The sequence below is a fragment of the Synechococcus sp. WH 8016 genome (genome assembly GCF_000230675.1).
GTDB lineage: Bacteria > Cyanobacteriota > Cyanobacteriia > PCC-6307 > Cyanobiaceae > Synechococcus_C.
The window spans coordinates 199,948-217,045 of sequence record NZ_AGIK01000004.1; the positions used below are offsets into that span (position 1 = coordinate 199,948).

The 17,098-nt window shown below is 49.3% G+C and carries 14 protein-coding genes and 2 pseudogenes; 12 read left to right on the forward strand and 4 right to left on the reverse strand.

The window, feature by feature from the left end; all coding sequences use genetic code 11:
* Positions 1–105 precede the first annotated feature (105 nt).
* The 9 genes and pseudogenes from SYN8016DRAFT_RS11025 (at position 106) to SYN8016DRAFT_RS11060 (ending at position 8,083) form a co-directional block, all read left to right on the forward strand.
* On the forward strand, positions 106–1,239 hold the full coding sequence (locus SYN8016DRAFT_RS11025; RefSeq protein ID WP_006854494.1) for a DUF4912 domain-containing protein: 1,134 nt from the start codon (positions 106–108) through the stop codon (positions 1,237–1,239).
* A gap of 14 nt (positions 1,240–1,253) precedes the next feature.
* On the forward strand, positions 1,254–1,424 hold the full coding sequence (locus SYN8016DRAFT_RS15585) for a hypothetical protein (protein ID WP_006854495.1): 171 nt from the start codon (positions 1,254–1,256) through the stop codon (positions 1,422–1,424).
* 37 nt (positions 1,425–1,461) lie between these two features.
* Positions 1,462–2,886, forward strand: coding sequence for a phosphatidylserine/phosphatidylglycerophosphate/cardiolipin synthase family protein (locus SYN8016DRAFT_RS11035; protein ID WP_006854496.1), 1,425 nt, complete (start codon positions 1,462–1,464; stop codon positions 2,884–2,886).
* Positions 2,887–3,344: 458 nt separating this feature from the next.
* A complete protein-coding gene (locus SYN8016DRAFT_RS11040) occupies positions 3,345–4,025 on the forward strand; it encodes a LysR substrate-binding domain-containing protein (RefSeq protein ID WP_006854497.1) in 681 nt (226 codons plus the stop codon).
* Positions 4,026–4,221: 196 nt separating this feature from the next.
* Complete coding sequence (locus SYN8016DRAFT_RS16045) at positions 4,222–4,467, forward strand: Nif11-like leader peptide family natural product precursor (RefSeq protein WP_159098327.1); 246 nt, start codon at positions 4,222–4,224, stop codon at positions 4,465–4,467.
* A 61-nt stretch (positions 4,468–4,528) separates the two neighbouring features.
* Positions 4,529–4,765: pseudogene (locus SYN8016DRAFT_RS11045) on the forward strand (phospholipase D-like domain-containing protein); the annotation flags it as partial.
* Between the two features lie 712 nt (positions 4,766–5,477).
* Positions 5,478–5,930, forward strand: coding sequence for a hypothetical protein (locus SYN8016DRAFT_RS11050; RefSeq protein ID WP_141561490.1), 453 nt, complete (start codon positions 5,478–5,480; stop codon positions 5,928–5,930).
* Between the two features lie 1,019 nt (positions 5,931–6,949).
* The gene (locus tag SYN8016DRAFT_RS11055; protein WP_006854501.1) at positions 6,950–7,534 is read left to right on the forward strand and encodes a hypothetical protein; all 585 of its coding nucleotides are present in this window, start codon (positions 6,950–6,952) and stop codon (positions 7,532–7,534) included.
* 90 nt (positions 7,535–7,624) lie between these two features.
* Positions 7,625–8,083 (forward strand): hypothetical protein, encoded by a 459-nt coding sequence (locus SYN8016DRAFT_RS11060; protein ID WP_006854502.1) that lies wholly within the window; start codon positions 7,625–7,627, stop codon positions 8,081–8,083.
* Here the strand turns inward: SYN8016DRAFT_RS11060 and SYN8016DRAFT_RS11065 are convergent, their stop codons facing one another.
* The gene (locus SYN8016DRAFT_RS11065) at positions 8,084–9,100 is read right to left on the reverse strand and encodes a site-specific integrase (RefSeq protein WP_006854503.1); all 1,017 of its coding nucleotides are present in this window, start codon (positions 9,098–9,100) and stop codon (positions 8,084–8,086) included. It lies immediately after the preceding gene.
* A 224-nt stretch (positions 9,101–9,324) separates the two neighbouring features.
* On the opposite strand from SYN8016DRAFT_RS11065, the pseudogene SYN8016DRAFT_RS11070 reads away from it, so the two are divergent.
* Positions 9,325–9,600, forward strand: a pseudogene (locus SYN8016DRAFT_RS11070) (phospholipase D-like domain-containing protein); the annotation flags it as partial.
* Between the two features lie 21 nt (positions 9,601–9,621).
* Here SYN8016DRAFT_RS11070 and SYN8016DRAFT_RS11075 read toward each other — a convergent pair.
* Complete coding sequence (locus tag SYN8016DRAFT_RS11075; RefSeq protein WP_006854504.1) at positions 9,622–11,058, reverse strand: MFS transporter; 1,437 nt, start codon at positions 11,056–11,058, stop codon at positions 9,622–9,624.
* Between the two features lie 84 nt (positions 11,059–11,142).
* Here SYN8016DRAFT_RS11075 and SYN8016DRAFT_RS11080 point away from each other — a divergent pair, with 84 nt between their 5' ends.
* On the forward strand, positions 11,143–11,553 hold the full coding sequence (locus tag SYN8016DRAFT_RS11080; RefSeq protein ID WP_038014629.1) for a hypothetical protein: 411 nt from the start codon (positions 11,143–11,145) through the stop codon (positions 11,551–11,553).
* Positions 11,554–11,728: 175 nt separating this feature from the next.
* A complete protein-coding gene (locus tag SYN8016DRAFT_RS11085) occupies positions 11,729–13,387 on the forward strand; it encodes an alpha-D-glucose phosphate-specific phosphoglucomutase (protein WP_006854506.1) in 1,659 nt (552 codons plus the stop codon).
* 17 nt (positions 13,388–13,404) lie between these two features.
* On the opposite strand, the gene SYN8016DRAFT_RS11090 is transcribed toward SYN8016DRAFT_RS11085, so the two are convergent.
* A complete protein-coding gene (locus SYN8016DRAFT_RS11090; RefSeq protein WP_006854507.1) occupies positions 13,405–13,686 on the reverse strand; it encodes a hypothetical protein in 282 nt (93 codons plus the stop codon).
* Positions 13,683–17,096 carry an efflux RND transporter permease subunit gene (locus SYN8016DRAFT_RS11095; protein ID WP_006854508.1) on the reverse strand — a complete coding sequence of 1,138 codons (3,414 nt, stop codon included), beginning with the start codon at positions 17,094–17,096 and terminating at the stop codon, positions 13,683–13,685. Before SYN8016DRAFT_RS11095 ends, SYN8016DRAFT_RS11090 begins: the two co-directional genes overlap by 4 nt.
* Positions 17,097–17,098: the final 2 nt, after the last annotated feature.

The window sequence follows — 17,098 nt, forward strand, 5'->3', positions numbered from 1 at the left end:
CCCTTTTTTTGTGAGTCCAGCGCGTGGGAGCAGCCAACTGAGACCTCAAGAGCAGGGGTCTGGAGTCAGAAGATGCTGACCACAGCAATGAAAGATGTCTGAAAAATGGAAGTTGGCTGCAAACTGATCCCGAAGAAACTCGGTTGGTTGTCCGTGACGCAAGCCCTCTCATCTCTAGCTCGCCTGACGCTGCGTCAGCTCCGCCAGATGGCAAGTGATCTGGGGGTCACCCTCTACAGCCGAAAGAGCAAGGAGGATCTCGTTAGCGCTATCGCCGAGCGCCAGGATCGTCGCGATGGCGATCTCGAAGCCATGGAGGCAGAGCTGCGTGCTCCCTCCATGCCCGAAGCAACGACCCGGGTCGTTTTCCTACCGAGAGATCCCCAGTGGGCCTACGTTTTTTGGGAAATATCCGATAGCGATCGACGGCAAGCTCAATCAGAAGGAGCCGCCTTCTTGTGCCTGCGTCTCGCCGATGTAACCGGACTTGAGAACGGTTCATCCCACCCTCACACGCTCCAAGAAGTGCCGGTTGATAGCCACAGCACTGAGTGGCATTTGCCTGTTCCTCTTTGCGATCGCGACTACCGCGTTGAACTTGGATATAAGTCTGAGAACAAGTGGATCTCCCTGGCCTTCTCCTCTGTGGCAAGGGTTCCAGCCCTTCACCCAAGCGATCAAATTCTTGATCAGTTTGTCCCCTTCAGCCTGGATGCCACACCTGCTGCCGCTCCCGTGCAGCCGATGACCATGCCTGGGGCTGATCCAGAACCAACCGACAGCAAGCTGCACGAGCGTCTTTATCAAAGCGCCACGACCCACTTCCGCAGTCGCCGCGTTGGCTCCGAGATCCTTCATGAAAGCGATTCAATGGGTTCCGATCAGCGTGGACTCAATGATTCAGGAGTTGGCCTATGGGCCAGCGGACGCAATGAGTCCGGCCTGGGTGGAGTCGCTCCCCGTCAGCGCTCGTTTTGGCTCGTTGCCGATGCGGAACTGATCGTTTACGGCGCAACGGATCCATCGGCACGTCTCACCATTGGCAAAGAAGATGTGCCCCTTTCGAGCGACGGCACCTTCCGCATTCAGGTGCCATTCCGCGATGGTGAGGAGGTCTATGCCATCGAAGCCACGGCTGCTGATGGCGAACAGAAGCGCAATATCACCCTCAATTTTGAGCGTGTAACACCGGAAGACAACAGCAATCCCGCTAGCGAAGCACGCGCTGAGTGGTTCTGATTCTGAACTCCTCAATGCTGCGTTGGTTTGTTGCGATCACTCCCCTAGCAGGGGCCATGGCCTTCCCAATCCTTGTGCCGATCACCATGGCGAAAGTGGGGATCGGCGCCGGTGTGGGTGTCGCGCTCGTTTTGAGCACTCTTTGGTTTGTCGCCATGTTGCGGACATCTGAGATGCCGCACTGAGGGTGGAACTCTCAGTCTGAGAAGCGAACATTCCCCTGTGAATCGATCACAACCCAGGCTTCCTTTACGGAAGCTGATCGTATCGACTGCTTTTGGCCTCCTAGCCAGTGGTTGCAGCCGAGCTGGTGTTGTGCTCGGACAGAGGCCAATCGATCTGGCCTTACCAGATGGGATCGATGTCGGGTTTAACCACCGCAGGGACCGTCGCTATCGAAGTCCCTTAAGCGGCGAATGGAGAAATGGCGACAATCTCGAACAGATGCTGATTGAGGGGATTCAGTCTGCAGACGAAGAAATTTTAGTAGCGGTCCAAGAACTTTCCCTACCGCAGATTGCCCAGAGTCTTGTTGCCGCAGCCCGCCGAGGGGTGACCGTCAAAGTCATTTTAGAAAACAACTACAGCACCCCATGGAGCCAAGCTCATGAGCTCGACCTCAGTGGTCATGGACGCCAAAGACTTCAACGCTTGAGAGCGCAGGCCGATCAAGATCGAAATGGTGTTGTGAGTTCGGAAGAAGCACGAAAACACGATGCGCTACTCATCCTTCAGAACGGACAGATTCCTTGGATTGATGACACCGAAGACGGCAGCAAAGGGAGCGGCCTGATGCACCACAAGTTTGTCACCATCGATGCTGAACGCGTCATCACTGGCAGCGCCAACTTCACCAATTCCGGCATCCATGGTGATGCTGGAGCCACCCAAACGCGCGGCAATGTGAATCATCTGATCGACATTGAAAGTGAAGCTCTAGCTGCTGTTTTCAAAGAAGAGTTTGCTCAGATGTGGGGAGATGGCCCTGGCGGATCGAACGACAGTCGCTTTGGACGCAACAAAACGGCCCAGCCTCTGCAAACGGTCAAGGTGGGACCCGTGAAAATCAATGTGCTGTTTCCACCCCATGCAAAAACAGATCCAGGACATGGACTTGATCTGATTGCGGGTCAACTAAGCAGCGCCAAACAAACGATTGACCTGGCCTTGTTCGTGTTCTCGGCGCAGCAGCTCACCAACAAACTTGCCGACAGGGTTTCCGCTGGCGTGAGGCTTCGGCTGCTTGCTGACCCTGGCTTTGCCAGCCGGTCCTTTTCAGAAGTGCTTGATCTTCTCGGGGTGGCCCTGCCCGATCGCTTCTGCAAATTAGAGGCAGGCAATCAACCCTTAACCAAACCACTCCAAGGCGTCGGCACCCCTGGCCTTGCTCGCGGCGACAAACTCCACCACAAGTTCGCGGTGATCGATAACCGCAAAGTGATCACAGGATCATTCAACTGGTCGCCCTCTGCCGCTCACACCAACGACGAAACCCTGCTGGTCATTGAGTCACCACAACTTGCAGCACATTTCACCCGTGAGATGGATCGAATGTGGCGAGGAGCTGAACTGGGGATCACAGCTCGAATGCAGCGCAAGCTGGATCGACAAAGAAGAAAATGCGGGAGTGGGGTCGAGAGGGGATAAGAGTGGCTTGAGTTCTGCCTTTATCCTCCCAGAGATAAGCAGACAAGCAGTAATCGAGATTTTTTCGGCAACCCAAAGACAAAACCAACAAAAGGCAAATTCCACCTTGAGAGAACCAAAAGGCATTAATTAATGTAAACGAGCTAACCCACCCCAGCCCCACAAAAAATTATACCGAAAACGCATAAAGCCGATAAAAAGATTGCCCGCAGAGGCGGGTTCAGTTACAATAATGGTATAAATTACCAGGATTAGGGTAGTTGATTAGTATCGCCGACCTGAAATATCTTGATTTTCAAATCTGGCTTAGATCTGGCGAAGAGTGTGCAAAACGCTTATTCACCACACAGAGCACTATTTCTCGTCGCAATGCAGAAACGCTTAAAACACTTAATCTAAAAATAAAGAGAGATGAATTTGGCGATTGAATAATAGAAGGCGACAAAACATTTATCAACATGGAAAGAAACATTCATCAACTTTATAGATTAGGAAACAACGAAGAGAAACTACGATTAGAAGCAACGTTCTGGTCTGGACCAACATTGGCAATGCCTGTACCAGAAGGATGGGTTAATGGTGTCTGGAATCATGTTGGAATGGCACGACCACTCCATCTCATCCATGAAGGAATTATCGATGCATGGATAAGTAGTTATCAGCCCGATTTGCCAGAACCGGATAATCCTGATTTTGCTGTCATTGATCTTTGCAAAACTCCAGTAAAGCTAGTTGCAAGTAAACACCACCCATTGACAAAGAAAAAAAATATTTGCAAGCAAGATTTAGAATCATTCCCTGCTTTATCACTACCTAAAGGATGGTTTCCACTTACTGAAGAAAAACTTAGGTCTCATGGATTATGGTCCACAGAAGCAAGGATGAAAAGGTATAGAAAGGAACAATGGGAAGGTAAAACTGAAGACCAGGCAACCCTCAGCTACGCAACATGCTTGGGGTTAGAAGTAATGGAGAATCTTTCAGTCCTTGATTATGACCTTGACCTGACCAGCGGCGAAAGCTTAATAGTGAAGAAAAACTTGATAGACAACGAGAAAGTACAGTCGCTTTTATTGTGCCTAAAGAAAAGAGTTATTGAAAAATCTAAAATTTATGACGAGTTAGAGCTCTGCTTCTAAAACAATAAGACCGCACAAGAACAATTTTTCCGCAAACAACGCATTGAAAACAATACCCCAAAGAGGCGATTGAAACTTTTATGCAAATCATGCATTGAGGAGCATTTATGCAAATCATGCATTAAGGAGCATTTATGCAAAACGTGCAATCATTGATACTTGAATTTTCGCTACCATCAATTAAAATATGTTTTTGATGGGTTCAGTGATTAACTCACCTCCAAATCAGTTAATAAATTTTTGCGCGATACTTAGCGAAAGAAATGATTTGCAGTCCCAGATAAAAGAAGCAACAACTTGCGAGCAGATCATTGCAATAGCAGCATCAAATGGATACGAGATCTCCTATAAAGAACTACGTACATGGTCAAAAGAATTGAAGGCACCTTATTTCCCTTGGGCAGAAAAGGGAAACGAATGGCGTCGAAACTTTTTCTCATGATTGCTATCTATTAGCTTATTTGTTCTGCAGAAATACATAAAATTCATCACATTTCTTTCTCAAGTTCGCGGTGATCGACAACAAAACAGTGATTACTGGTTCATTCAATTGGTCGCCCTCTGCCGCCCACACCAATGATGAAACCTTCCTGATCATCGAGTCACCGCAATTAGCAGCACATTTCACCCGTGAGATGGATCGAATGTGGCGAGGAGCAGAGCTGGGGATCACCGCTCGGATGCAGCGCAAGCTGGATCGACAAACAAGAAAATGCGGGAGTGGGGTCGAGAGGGGATAAGAGTGGCTTGAGTTCTGGCTTTATCACTTCTCGCAGTGGTCACAAAAGCACTAAGGCACCAAAAACTCAGCAGAAACAACGCCACGATCATCTCGATCGAAAAGGTGTCTGATTATCAACCAACAAGCTATATTGGTCGTAAAATGAACAAGACAAGAGCAAGCATTACCTCTAGTAATTGAATGCCTTTGCTGCAGAGCATATGAGTGAATCACTTCTAGCAATATGAACTTTGCCGTTCTTATCACCTCTACATACTGTTTCTTTTCCACCCCAGTTTCTCTTCGATCCTGATGGCATCACAATAAATCCAGCAGCTCTGCAGGTCATTGAGTAAGGGTAAGGGGGGTTTTCATAGTCATCTGGACGTGATTCTCTAGGCATAGGTTTACAACTGACATCTTCGGACTTTACCTTTAGGGTCCCACCATTGTCCAATTTAATACTCTTGGACCCCCCGCAGGATATTAAGAGTGAAGATAAAAGCAAAAGAGAAGAAATTTTCGCGATGAACATTTTATTTAGATTTATTGGAGGAATGTTACCACGTGCAGTAGGTTTCGTCTTATGCAAATCATGCATTTTCCCCAAGGGATTCAACACGATGCGTGAGCATTCCAAAGGCACTGACGAATTCACTTCAATTTAATTCCACTGACTCCAATCACTCCAGTACCTCAACATAGGTCCTTCTGATGATGACTTACTTGAAGTGACTGGCGGGAACAATTATGCCAATGGCAATATGGGAGAAGACACAATCATCTTGCGTGGTGGGTTTGGTGAATACTTAGGTGGCAAGGACAGTGACACCATTGAAGTTTTTGGTGCAGAAGAAGGAACTTCAGTTAACGGCAATATGGGCAAGGATTTCATCACAGGCACAGTCGCAGGCGTCATTTACAGGGGTGGGAAAGACAACGACACTCTTGCAGTCAGTCAAGGAGAAGTATGGGGAGACAAAGCATCTGACACGTTCCGTGGAGTCACTGGTGAAGGATATGCAGTGATTCAGGATTACACCATTGGAGAAGATGTGGTTGAACTCACAATGGATGGCATCTGGAGCAAGACAGAATCTGGTTTGATGTTTACGGATAACTCAGGTGACCAAATCATGCTGCTTCTTGGAATCAATGATCTCGAGGCGGTCACAATCGCATAAACGAGCGCAAAGACACGTTGTTCACCATAATTAGCATTAAGAGACAACTTGACTACCCATCAAACTATAAAAAACTTCTTCACCAGGAAGTAGTGAAAACTATTAATCAATACCCAACAGTTTACGGGTAAAACCTATGCATTTATCGTATTGATTGTTTGCCAAAGCAATATTTCTCAGATATCATTTATATTAAAAAGTTTCCTGATCTTTTCGCTGCCTTTTCTAACATACCTTTCCCATCCTTTTGGCAGTGCCCTCTTCTGCAATCTTGCAAAACTGTCTAAAAGTCAACATATCCTTTAATCTCTTTGTGCGGATGCCTGTCCATCCATTTCATTGCTTCTTCAAGAGAAAATTCAATGTACTCCTGAGCACTTTTGAACTGACCAGTGAATGTTCTGTTCCTCTCTAATTTCCAAAGCAGTTCCCTGACCTTACGGTTCACCTCTATCCTTTTTTGCATCAATCGCTCTTGTCACTACCATCTATTTAGGACCTTTTTGTCAAGAAATTCTTGATCCGTGATATGCAATCATCCTTTTGATCAACTGTGACTTATTCATTCCCACATGCTCCTGCAGTTCCATTAGAAGTGGATTTAACTGCAGATACTCTTGATACGTAAAAGAAACCTGTACAACATATCTTCTCTTTCTCATAGATAATTCTCTAAGGCAACAATAGAACTCTATTCTTTAAGTTGATCCAAACAAGTTCATGAAACTAGTTCATTGAAGTAGTTGCTTTCGCTACGCTCAAGCAACGTTCGCTGCGCTCACGTCTCATTAGGATTGATCTAAAGGATTGAATCTAAACAATCATAAGACCCAAAGAAACTAAAGATCTTTTGTTCATTCAACACAAGGTTATTATACACACTTTGGAGAGATTTGTCAACCCCTTAAGAATCAACTATTGAATAGTTCGATTAACCTTTACAAGGTTATTTATACATATTGCACTTTACAAAAACGAGAACTTATGGTATACTTGTAGGGCAAGTTAGCAATATAACCATGAACTTAGAGCAAGCATTCATCGACAAAATATCCAGTCATCTTCTCCACTATCGATTCAAGGGTGGAGAAACACATCAACTCTGCTGTCCCTATTGCCAGTCGGGTGGCATCGACAGCAAAGGCAAGAAGATCAGCGAATCAAAAGCAAAGGGATACTTCTACAAAAAGGAGAGTTCCATCAACTTCATGTGTCATAAATGCGGGACTGGCAAACAATTCCATAACTTTCTCAAGGATCATTTTCCCACTGAATTCATTGCTTACGTAAAAGAACGAGAACACATGGGTACAACAGGCAAAGGGCATAACTGTCCAACCCTTGCGAATGCTCTTGAAAGTATTGGAGGTTTGAAGTTTGAGAAACCAGTTTTTGATAAAAATAAAATTGATGACAGCACTAGCACTACTGCAAAAGAGTCATCAGATTCTTCTAAAGAAGAAGCATGTGGCAAACCACCCAAAGTTCAAAAACTGCCACCCATGCGCTCACCTCAGCAGCAATCAGGACGCCAAGGACGCATCAACCATCTGATCAAGCAAAAGCATGAGCGTGCTCGCAGGCGCAGAGGTGATCTGTGGTGATCAACCCCAGAAAGGGTTGACAAATTAGCAGTACAGGTGTACTATGCATGTGCCGACAAGGTCGGCATGTACATATAGCTAATTTTAAAAATGAGTAACACCTATTGCATCTTTGAAGCACAGGCAACGCTTGGTTGTGCTTTCGACAAAAAAGATTTGGATCAATACCTCTTGAAAGCGCCACATCAAGATATCCTTCGCGAAATCGCTAAAGGATTTGAAGATGGAGCAACTATTCCCTCGCAAGGCGACGACTTTTGCTCTAAGGATGCTCTTTTCTTTGATACAGATGAAATTTTATGGTACGCAGATAAACATCCCAAGGATTTCAATGAAGAGCTATTGGATTTCTCTGTAGATGAGCGAGAAGCGATCTGGGGTGTATGGAGCGATAATATTGAATGCACTGTTCCGAAATATGCGTGTTGGCTGGCAAACAAGAAGTTTGGGGTTGACGCCAATCTGTATGTTCAAGAGCGATATATGTCTCTCTATCATTGCTCTAACATTTGCTACTCAGTAGAACCCTCAACGAAGATTGTTTGGTAACTACCAACTCGGAAGTAGCACTCTCCCAGTTGGTTTGGCATAAGTATTCAGTAATTGTTCAGTCCTATGCCCTGCAACTTCTGCTAAATCAGCAGGTGAATTCCCTAATGCAAGGGCATGGGATAGAAACGTATGCCTTTGTGAATACAACCTCCTTACGGGCAGTCCTAGGCGTCTTAGAGAACGTTTCCATACGTGCTCTAGTCCAGAGTCATACAAATGCTGATGCGTTCTTGGTGTAATGAATACCAATCCACTCTTGGTATTCATTTCCAGTTCTTGCATTCTTAAACGATGCTGCATCATCATCTCCACTACTTGTGGATTGATCGGGACGACCCTGCTCTTGCCTGTCTTGGTACTGCCCCAAATTCTTCTATGAGTTGCAGTCCCATCTCTCTTCAGTGTCTTACTAATCAAAACCTCACCCTCATCCAATCGAACGGCGTCCCACGTCAAACCAATTAATTCTGAGTTCCTGAGACCTGTACTCATCCAAAAGAAAAAACATGGATAGAACCATTCCTCATTGCTCTTGAGATCTGCCAGCACCTGCTGGATCTCTCCTTTGCTCAGGACTTCTTGATGAACACAACGATGAGGCACCCTCACATGGACTTTATGTAGTGCCTTGTTCTTGGGTTGAACACTACGGATCGTGCTCAAGATCGTGGACTGGGTGGATGCTGCAAGTCCTCTCTGCTGCATCCACTCAACAAAGGTCAGAACCTCCTGCTTGGTCTTGATCGAACAACCAAACTTCAGGACAGTTCGATAGGTATGGGTCACCCTTGCCTGATTCTTTTTTTCCATTAATTGCCTCAACGCCTCTAATAAATCAAGATCCTTTCCATCCACTAGCGGGCGGTAGCGATTCAACGTCAAATCAAGATCACCCTGCTGGTAATCACTCCAGATCTCTGCTGAGATCGATAGTGCCCTTGCTCTGGCAACAGGATCGTCCCATCTACCCAGGCGATTAATGAAATAATCCTTGCCGTCCAGACGGACTCTCACTTGCAGGGCACCGTTGTTATTCCTCAGGGTTGGTGCTTTCCTCAAGATCCAGATCCATCACTGGAAACTGGCTTAAAGCTGACCCTTACCAAAAGCCAATTTCACTTAGCTCTCTGTAGCTCTTTGGAATCTCACCCAGTCCAATCAGTGAGAGCGGCTTTGGTTCTGGCTTTATGTGACTGAGTACCCCTGAGAAACCAAACTGAGAGACCCATCTCAAGGATGTCCATCACAAGTTCGCCGTGATCGACCAGCGCAAAGTGATCACGGGATCCTTCAATTGGTCGCCCTCTGCCGCACACACCAATGATGAAACCCTGCTGGTGATTCACTCACCCATGCTTGCTGCCCATTTCACCCGCGAGATGGATCGGATGTGGCGAGGTGCCGAGCTGGGGATCACGCCACGAATCCAACGGAAGCTGGCACGACAGCGAGCGAAATGCGGGAGCGGAGTCCAGCGCAAGGAAACAAACACCAGCACTGGTGCAAAAAGATAAAACTTGTTTGGCTTTGACGCCTTAATCCAGAACACCTTGCATGACATCACCAACGCTGAACTGCACATTCTTGCGGAACCCAGCAACATCTAATTGGCGCATAAGCAAAGCCGCTGCAAGGAAGCCGATCATCTGCAAGCCAAAGACACCGCCATAGGCTCCGAACATATCGCCACCATTCCATGTTTTAAACAGCGTGAGAAGACCACCACCACTGATCGTGGCAAATCCCCGGGAGTAGGCATACAACGCCCCCCAGATTCCAAGCAATAATCCAACCCTTCCTGGCTCCACAAAGCTAAACATCAACGTGAAGCTTGCATGAATGCAGATTCCAAGCGACACACCGAAAAGAGTTAATGAAACATACAAACATTCAAACGACTGCCATGGCGCCGACAACAACATCAGAGCGAGGGAAATCGAAGCAAAAACTGCCCCAAACTGGGCTGTACGAATGTTGCCAATCCTGTGGACTAACTGAAAACCACTGAGGCCAAGTCCAACAAAAAAGCCCACTGCCAAAAAGGCATTCAGTGCCGTTGTGGCACAGATACTCATGTCAAAGACGGCAGCGCCATAGGGCTCAAGCACCGCGTCATTGAGAAACATGCTGAAGGTGAACAGGCACAAAGCACCGGTAAATCGTCCGAACTGAGGAATCGATCGCAAACGACCAAGCAATTGAAGCAACGTCAGGGATTCACGCCCGTCCCTGGAGTTGCCTGCCACATCCTGATCGCCCCCCTCTAGAGATTCGCTTGCCTGATTTGGCAGATCACGTCGCTCCAAACCAAAGACTGACAACACACCAAGACCAAACAACAGCAGGGGAGTCACCACAATCAGCCGTTCGAGTCCAGCGATGACGGCAGCTTGACCGGCCTCCAAACCACAGGCTGCACCAAAGATCCGATTCACAAGAGCGGTTCCTAACAGAACCCCAAGCAGCCGCATGCCCCAAACCACAGACAACACACGGGGACGCTCGCGGTCCGTCGTGAGATCAACGATCAGAGCAGAGAAGGCCGTTCCCCCCGCCGCAACGGCTGTACCGATGGCGATGGAAATCAAGGTGAGAAGTCCCATCCAGGCAGCAAAGAAAGGCTGCTCTGCTGAGGGCATGGTTCTGGCGAGTTGCAGCACCACCCATCCCGCGCCTCCAAACAGCAACGACAAGGCAAGCGAACTCAGCACGATGAAGGGGGTTCGCCGCAATCGCCCCGGAGGGATTCGATCCGAACGATCACCGAACCAAGCCCGGCTGAACCCCATCAGTTGCTGAGCTCCGAAGGCCAGAGCCGTCAATGCAGCAGAGACGCCTATCTCAGTGATCAGGAGACGATTCAGGAGTCCAAGAATGAGAACCCCGAGGATTCCAAGGCTGAGCTGAAACAAGCCCAGACGCACACCTAGACGTACAACACGCACAACTGACAAGGGCTTGAGCCAATCCATCCATTCACCGAGATGGTACGCAAAGCGCAAAGGACGGCTTGGCAGCGTGCGCCCATGCGCTTGTTCTGGCGCCAGAATGCTTCTATGACTTCCCTTCTGCCCGCGCGACTCTCGCCACTGCTTGTTGGCTTAGCGATCCTGGCGCCCAGTGCGGTTCGCGCACAATTGAAATACGTAGCGTTTCCCACCAAGGATGAATTGAGGTCCCTGCAGCTACTGGCCTACGCCTGCTCACGGGAAAACACGGTGGACACCTGTACGCGCACGCGTGAAATCGCCAACCCACTGATGGACCATCCACGCCTTCCAGCAGCCTGCAAAGACACGGTGTGGGAGCTGATGCAAGAAGCCAAGCCAGCCGCAACCAACAGCTCTCAACGCCGCGACAGCATTGACAGTCCCGCACGCCGGCTCACCGTGGTCTGTGCTGATCCTGAAAAACCCAGCAAACCAAGCAATCCATCTTCAGGAGGTTCTCCAGCCAATCAGACGTGAAGCAGGATTGGCGCCCTGAGCAAGGGATGCTCACGAAGCGCATAGACAAAGTCAGGCTCTTTGTTCAGAGGCCGGTCAACCGAGCTTCCTATCAATAGCTGTGATAACTGGTCTGATCGAGAGCCATGAACCCCCATCAACAGGCTTAGGTTTTGGGGAACGATGCTGCCTCGTCATGACCCCTTCAATGCCGACGGAACCCACCCAGCGGCAGGTGCAACTCGAGGCGCCTTTCACCGACCAAAAGCCAGGCACCTCTGGTCTGCGCAAAAGCAGCCAACAGTTTGAACAGCCCCACTACTTAGAGAGTTTCATCGAAGCCTCCTTCCGTACCCTCCCGGGAATGAAGGGCGGAACCCTGGTGCTCGGTGGAGATGGTCGCTATGGGAACCTCCGCGCCATCGATGTGATCCTGCGCATGGGTGCGGCCCACGGATTGCAGAAAGTGATTGTCACCACAGGCGGCATCCTCTCCACGCCTGCCGCTTCAAACCTCATTCGACAACGTCAAGCCATCGGCGGGATCATCCTTTCCGCCAGCCACAACCCCGGTGGCCCTGATGGTGACTTCGGCGTCAAGGTGAACGGAGCCAACGGCGGCCCCACGCCTGCGTCCTTTACGGATGCGGTCTACGACTGCAGCAAAACCCTCACGGGGTATTCGATCGTGGAGGCTCCTGCCATCAGCCTTCAGGCGCCAGGACAGCACAGCATCGGTGAGATGCAGGTCGAGGTCATCGATGGCGTCGATGACTTCGTAGCGTTGATGAGGACATTGTTTGACTTCGAGAGCATTAGCGCTCTGATTCGCAACGACTTCCCCTTGGCCTTTGATGCCATGCATGCGGTCACGGGCCCCTATGCCAAAAAATTGCTGGAAGAGGTCTTAGGAGCACCGGCTGGCAGCGTCCGCAATGGGACGCCCTTGGAAGATTTTGGAGGCGGGCATCCCGATCCCAACCTCACCTACGCCCATGAACTCGCCGACCTCCTGATGGACGGTGATGCCTATCAATTCGGTGCTGCGTGTGATGGCGATGGCGACCGCAACATGATTCTGGGCAAGCGTTGCTTTGTGAACCCAAGCGACAGCCTGGCCGTCCTAACGGCCAACGCCACCCTTGCCCCTGGCTATGCCTCAGGCCTCGCGGGGGTTGCACGGTCCATGCCCACCAGTGCTGCCGTGGATGTGGTGGCCAAGGAGCTGGGAATCAAATGCTTTGAGACGCCGACCGGCTGGAAATTCTTCGGGAACCTTCTCGATGCTGGCGACATCACGCTCTGCGGCGAAGAAAGCTTCGGAACAGGCAGCAACCACGTGCGCGAAAAAGATGGGCTATGGGCCGTCCTGTTTTGGCTCCAGATTTTGGCGAAGCGACGCTGCAGTGTCGCCGAGATCATGAGCGAACACTGGAACCGTTACGGGCGTCACTATTACTCGCGCCATGACTACGAAGCCGTTGCAAGCGAGGGAGCACATGGGCTTTATGACCGCCTGGAAGCCATGCTTCCAAATCTCATCGGTCAACCTTTCGCGGGTCGAACCATCAGTGCCGCTGACAACTTCAGCTACACCGATCCCGTCGACCAATCCGTCACCAAAGGGCAGGGGCTGCGCATCCTGCTGGACGATGGAAGCCGGGTGGTGCTGCGCCTCTCTGGCACAGGGACCAAGGGAGCCACATTGAGGGTGTATCTCGAGAGCTACGTCCCCACCACAGGTGACCTCGCTCAGGATCCCCAAGTCGCACTAGGCGACATGATCCAAGCCATCAATCAGCTCGCTGAGATCACAGAACGCACCGGCATGGAGCGCCCAACCGTGATTACCTGATGGAGATCAGGCGTAGGTTATTTCTTCTGTGACCCACGCCTGCCTCGATGGGCATTGGGATGGCGATACACGGGATCAACAGCTTCTTCCTGGAGTTGACGGGTGGATTCAATGGCAAAACCAGCAAGTCCAGAGGATGCAATCACCATTAAGTAGAACAATCGCAGCCTGGTGAGATCAATCTCAGCCGGGGTGTTCTCAATTAAAACCTTCAAGAAATAGGCAATTGCACAGCCGATCGCGAGTCCAATCGCCATTGCCACCAACACTCTTGAACCACTAAATGTCTTTTTGGTCATGAGTTCAGCTGAGGATCAGAAGCAGGCTTGGCATCGGCCTGACCTAGAAGCGATTTCATCACCACATAGAACACAGGAACAACCAAAGTGGAAAGGAAGGTTGCCACCAAGAGACCACCAAACACCACCAAACCCAAGGAAGATTGACTTTGTGCTCCAGCTCCACTTGCCAACATCAAGGGCAAAAATCCTGTGAGGGAAGAAATCGCTGTCATCAAAATCGGTCTTAAGCGCGATTGAGCAGCAAAGCGAGCAGCTTCAAGGGCCGAAGTGCCCTCAGCCATTTTTTGGTTTGCGAGATCCACAATCAAAATCGCATTACCACCGGCCAAGCCGATGAGCATCACCAAACCAACTTGGGCATAAATATTGAGGACCTGACCAGCCGCGCCAAGGAACACCAAGGCCCCAAGCAAAGCCGTTGGTACGGTCAACAAAATGATGATTGGATCTGAGTAACTTTCATATTGCGCTGAAAGCACCAAGAACACCGCCAAAATACCGAGGGCAAAAATCACCACGGCCAAGGACCCAGCCTTCACCTCTTCTCTTGAAATACCAGTCCAATCAAATCCCAACCCCTGTAGATTGGCATCTTTGAAGATGGTCTTCATCGCTGTAATCGCCTGGCCAGAACTTTTGCCAACGGCGGGTGTTCCATCAATCTTGATCGAACGATAGAGATTGAAGTGAGGGATCACACTTGGGCCATTGGTGGGCTTCACAGTGAAAAACTCAGACAAGGGGATTTGTTCCCCTTTCATGCTCTTCACATAAACAGCCGAAAGTTGTTCAGGGGTGGCTCGGTTAACATCATCAGCCTGCACATAGACGCGTCGAACCTTTCCCTCTTGGAAGGTGTCATTGACATAGGCACCACCAAAATTAACGCTGAAAGATTGCATAGCGGAGCCAAAATCAACCCCTAGAGACGCCATCTTCTCGCGATTCACCTTGATTTCGATCTGAGGTGATTCTGGCGAGAACAGGGTGTACACACGATTCAGGATTGGATTGGAATTGCCGGCCTGCATGATCTGCCCCGCAGAGGCAAAGAATTGGTTCAACCCATAGGCACCACTGCTTTGATCCAACAACTGGAATTCAAAACCACCACCAGCGCCATAACCAGGAATCGAAGGGGGCTCCACCACAAACACCCGACCACCATCAATCGACATCAACAATTTTTTGTTCAAGCGTTCAACAATCGCCGCCACTGAGTGCTCACTTCCTTGGCGCTCATCCCAATGCTTTGTTCCAAAGAAGAACAATCCCTTATTCGGTGCGTTTCCATCCAAACTGGCCCCACTAAACAAGGCGGCAGCAGAAATATCATCTTCAGATCGCAAAACCTCGGCCACCTTGCGGTTGATGGCAAGGGTCGTCTCATTCGAAACACCATCAGGAGCCTGCACAAAACCAATGGCATAACCCTGGTCTTCGATCGGAACAAATCCTCCAGGGATGCGCGTAAAAGCAAAGCCAGTGAGCAGGATTCCAGCGGCAAGAGCCGCCATCACGATCGGGCGAGCCTTTAGAACCTGATCAAGAATTTTCGAATAGCGCTTTTCAAAACCCGCGTAAAAGCGATTGAAGTGAACAAAGATCTGAGGAATGAACCAGCCAACAACAAGACCAATCAGCGTGAACAAGATCACCGGAATGAGATTGGTCACCCCCACGAGAATCAAACCCACAACGGCTCCACCCGCAGCTCCAGGCATCCGCAAGGGAATCGATGTGAGCTTCATCGCAACGAAGCCAATCAAGGCACCAACAACCACTGGGATCAGAACCAATCCGGCGCCATTGCCAGCGCTCAAAAGGCCGTAGGCAAAACCAAGAAAAACGCCAGCTGTGGCGTATTGCTGTTTGCTCAGCGGCTTTGTTTCCTTCGACAGCAAGAGGGCCGCCAACATGGGCGAGAACGTCAGTGCGTTGAAGGTTGAGATCCCAATCGAGAAGAGGATCGTGGCAGCAAACTGCTTGTAGATCGTTCCTGTTGCTCCGGGAAAGAACAACACAGGAAGGAAAACCGCCATCTTGACCAATGACGTCGCAATCACAGCACTGAAGAGTTCATCCATGGTGGCCATGGCCGCCTGCACAGATGTCATGCCCTCAGCTTTTTTGGCAGAGGTGTCTTCAACCACCGTGATCGCATCGTCAACGACCAAACCCGTTGCAAGAACAAGACCAAACAAGGTGAGCTGATTGAGGGAGAACCCGAAGGCCAGCACAAGCGCAAACGTACCAATTAATGCCACAGGAATGGCGATGGCAGGAACGAGCGTTGCTTTCCAGTTCTGAAGGAATAAAAACAGAATCAAGACCACCGGAATCACCGCATCCCGCAGGGAATTGGTTACCCCTTTGATGGACTGGTTGATGAAGTCAGTGGTGTCGTAAATCACCTGAGTATTAAGACCAACAGGAAGCGTCTGTTCAAATTTCTCGATCACCTCCTTCACACCGTTAGACACCTGAATGGCGTTACTTCCTGAAAGCTGATAAACAGCCACACCAACAGAAGGCGTGCCTTTAAGGTCCATCGCATCGATCCCGTAGGCCTCACCGCCCAAGCTCACGCGACCAACGTCTTTAAGCTTGATCAAACCACCGGCATCGGTCGTTTTTAAAATAATATTTTCGAATTCAGCTTCTGTCGTTAAACGTCCCTGCAACTGCACAGTAAATGTGTATTGCTGACCTTCGGGAGCGGGAGAACCTCCGATCTTGCCCGCCGGGACTAACCGGTTTTGACTCTGAAGTTGCTGAACAACATCAGTAGACGTAAGCCCATTAGCTGCAAGCTTTTCCGGGTCAAGCCACAACCTAAAAGCAACTTTGCGGTTACCAAAATAAGTAACTTCCCCCACACCAGGAACCCGTTTAATATTATCGGTTAAGTTTTTATCTAGATAACCGCTTATTGTCTCCACACTATATTCTGTTTTAGAAGGATCAGAGTTAACGAAGTTATAAACAAGCAGAATCGAATTCGAGGCCTTGTTGACGGTGACCCCAGCTTTACGAACCTCCTCAGGCAATTGGGGCTCAGCCAACGAAACTCTATTTTGGACATTAACTTGATTAATATTTCCATCCGTTCCACTATTAAAAGAAACGGAGACAGAGCTCACTCCATCAGACGAGCTGTTGGAGGTAATGAAGTCCATATTCTCCACTCCATTGATCTGCTGCTCAAGAACAGTGGTGACACCTTGTTCAACAGAAACAGCGTCAGCCCCCACATATGTGGCCTGTACCTTGACCGTTGGAGGAGCAATATCGGGGAGATTCTCAATAGGAAGAATTGGAATTGCGATCAATCCCACAATCACAATTAAAAGACTGCAAACGGTGCTAAGAACCGGTCGCGTGATGAAATTATTCGATGCAGACATGA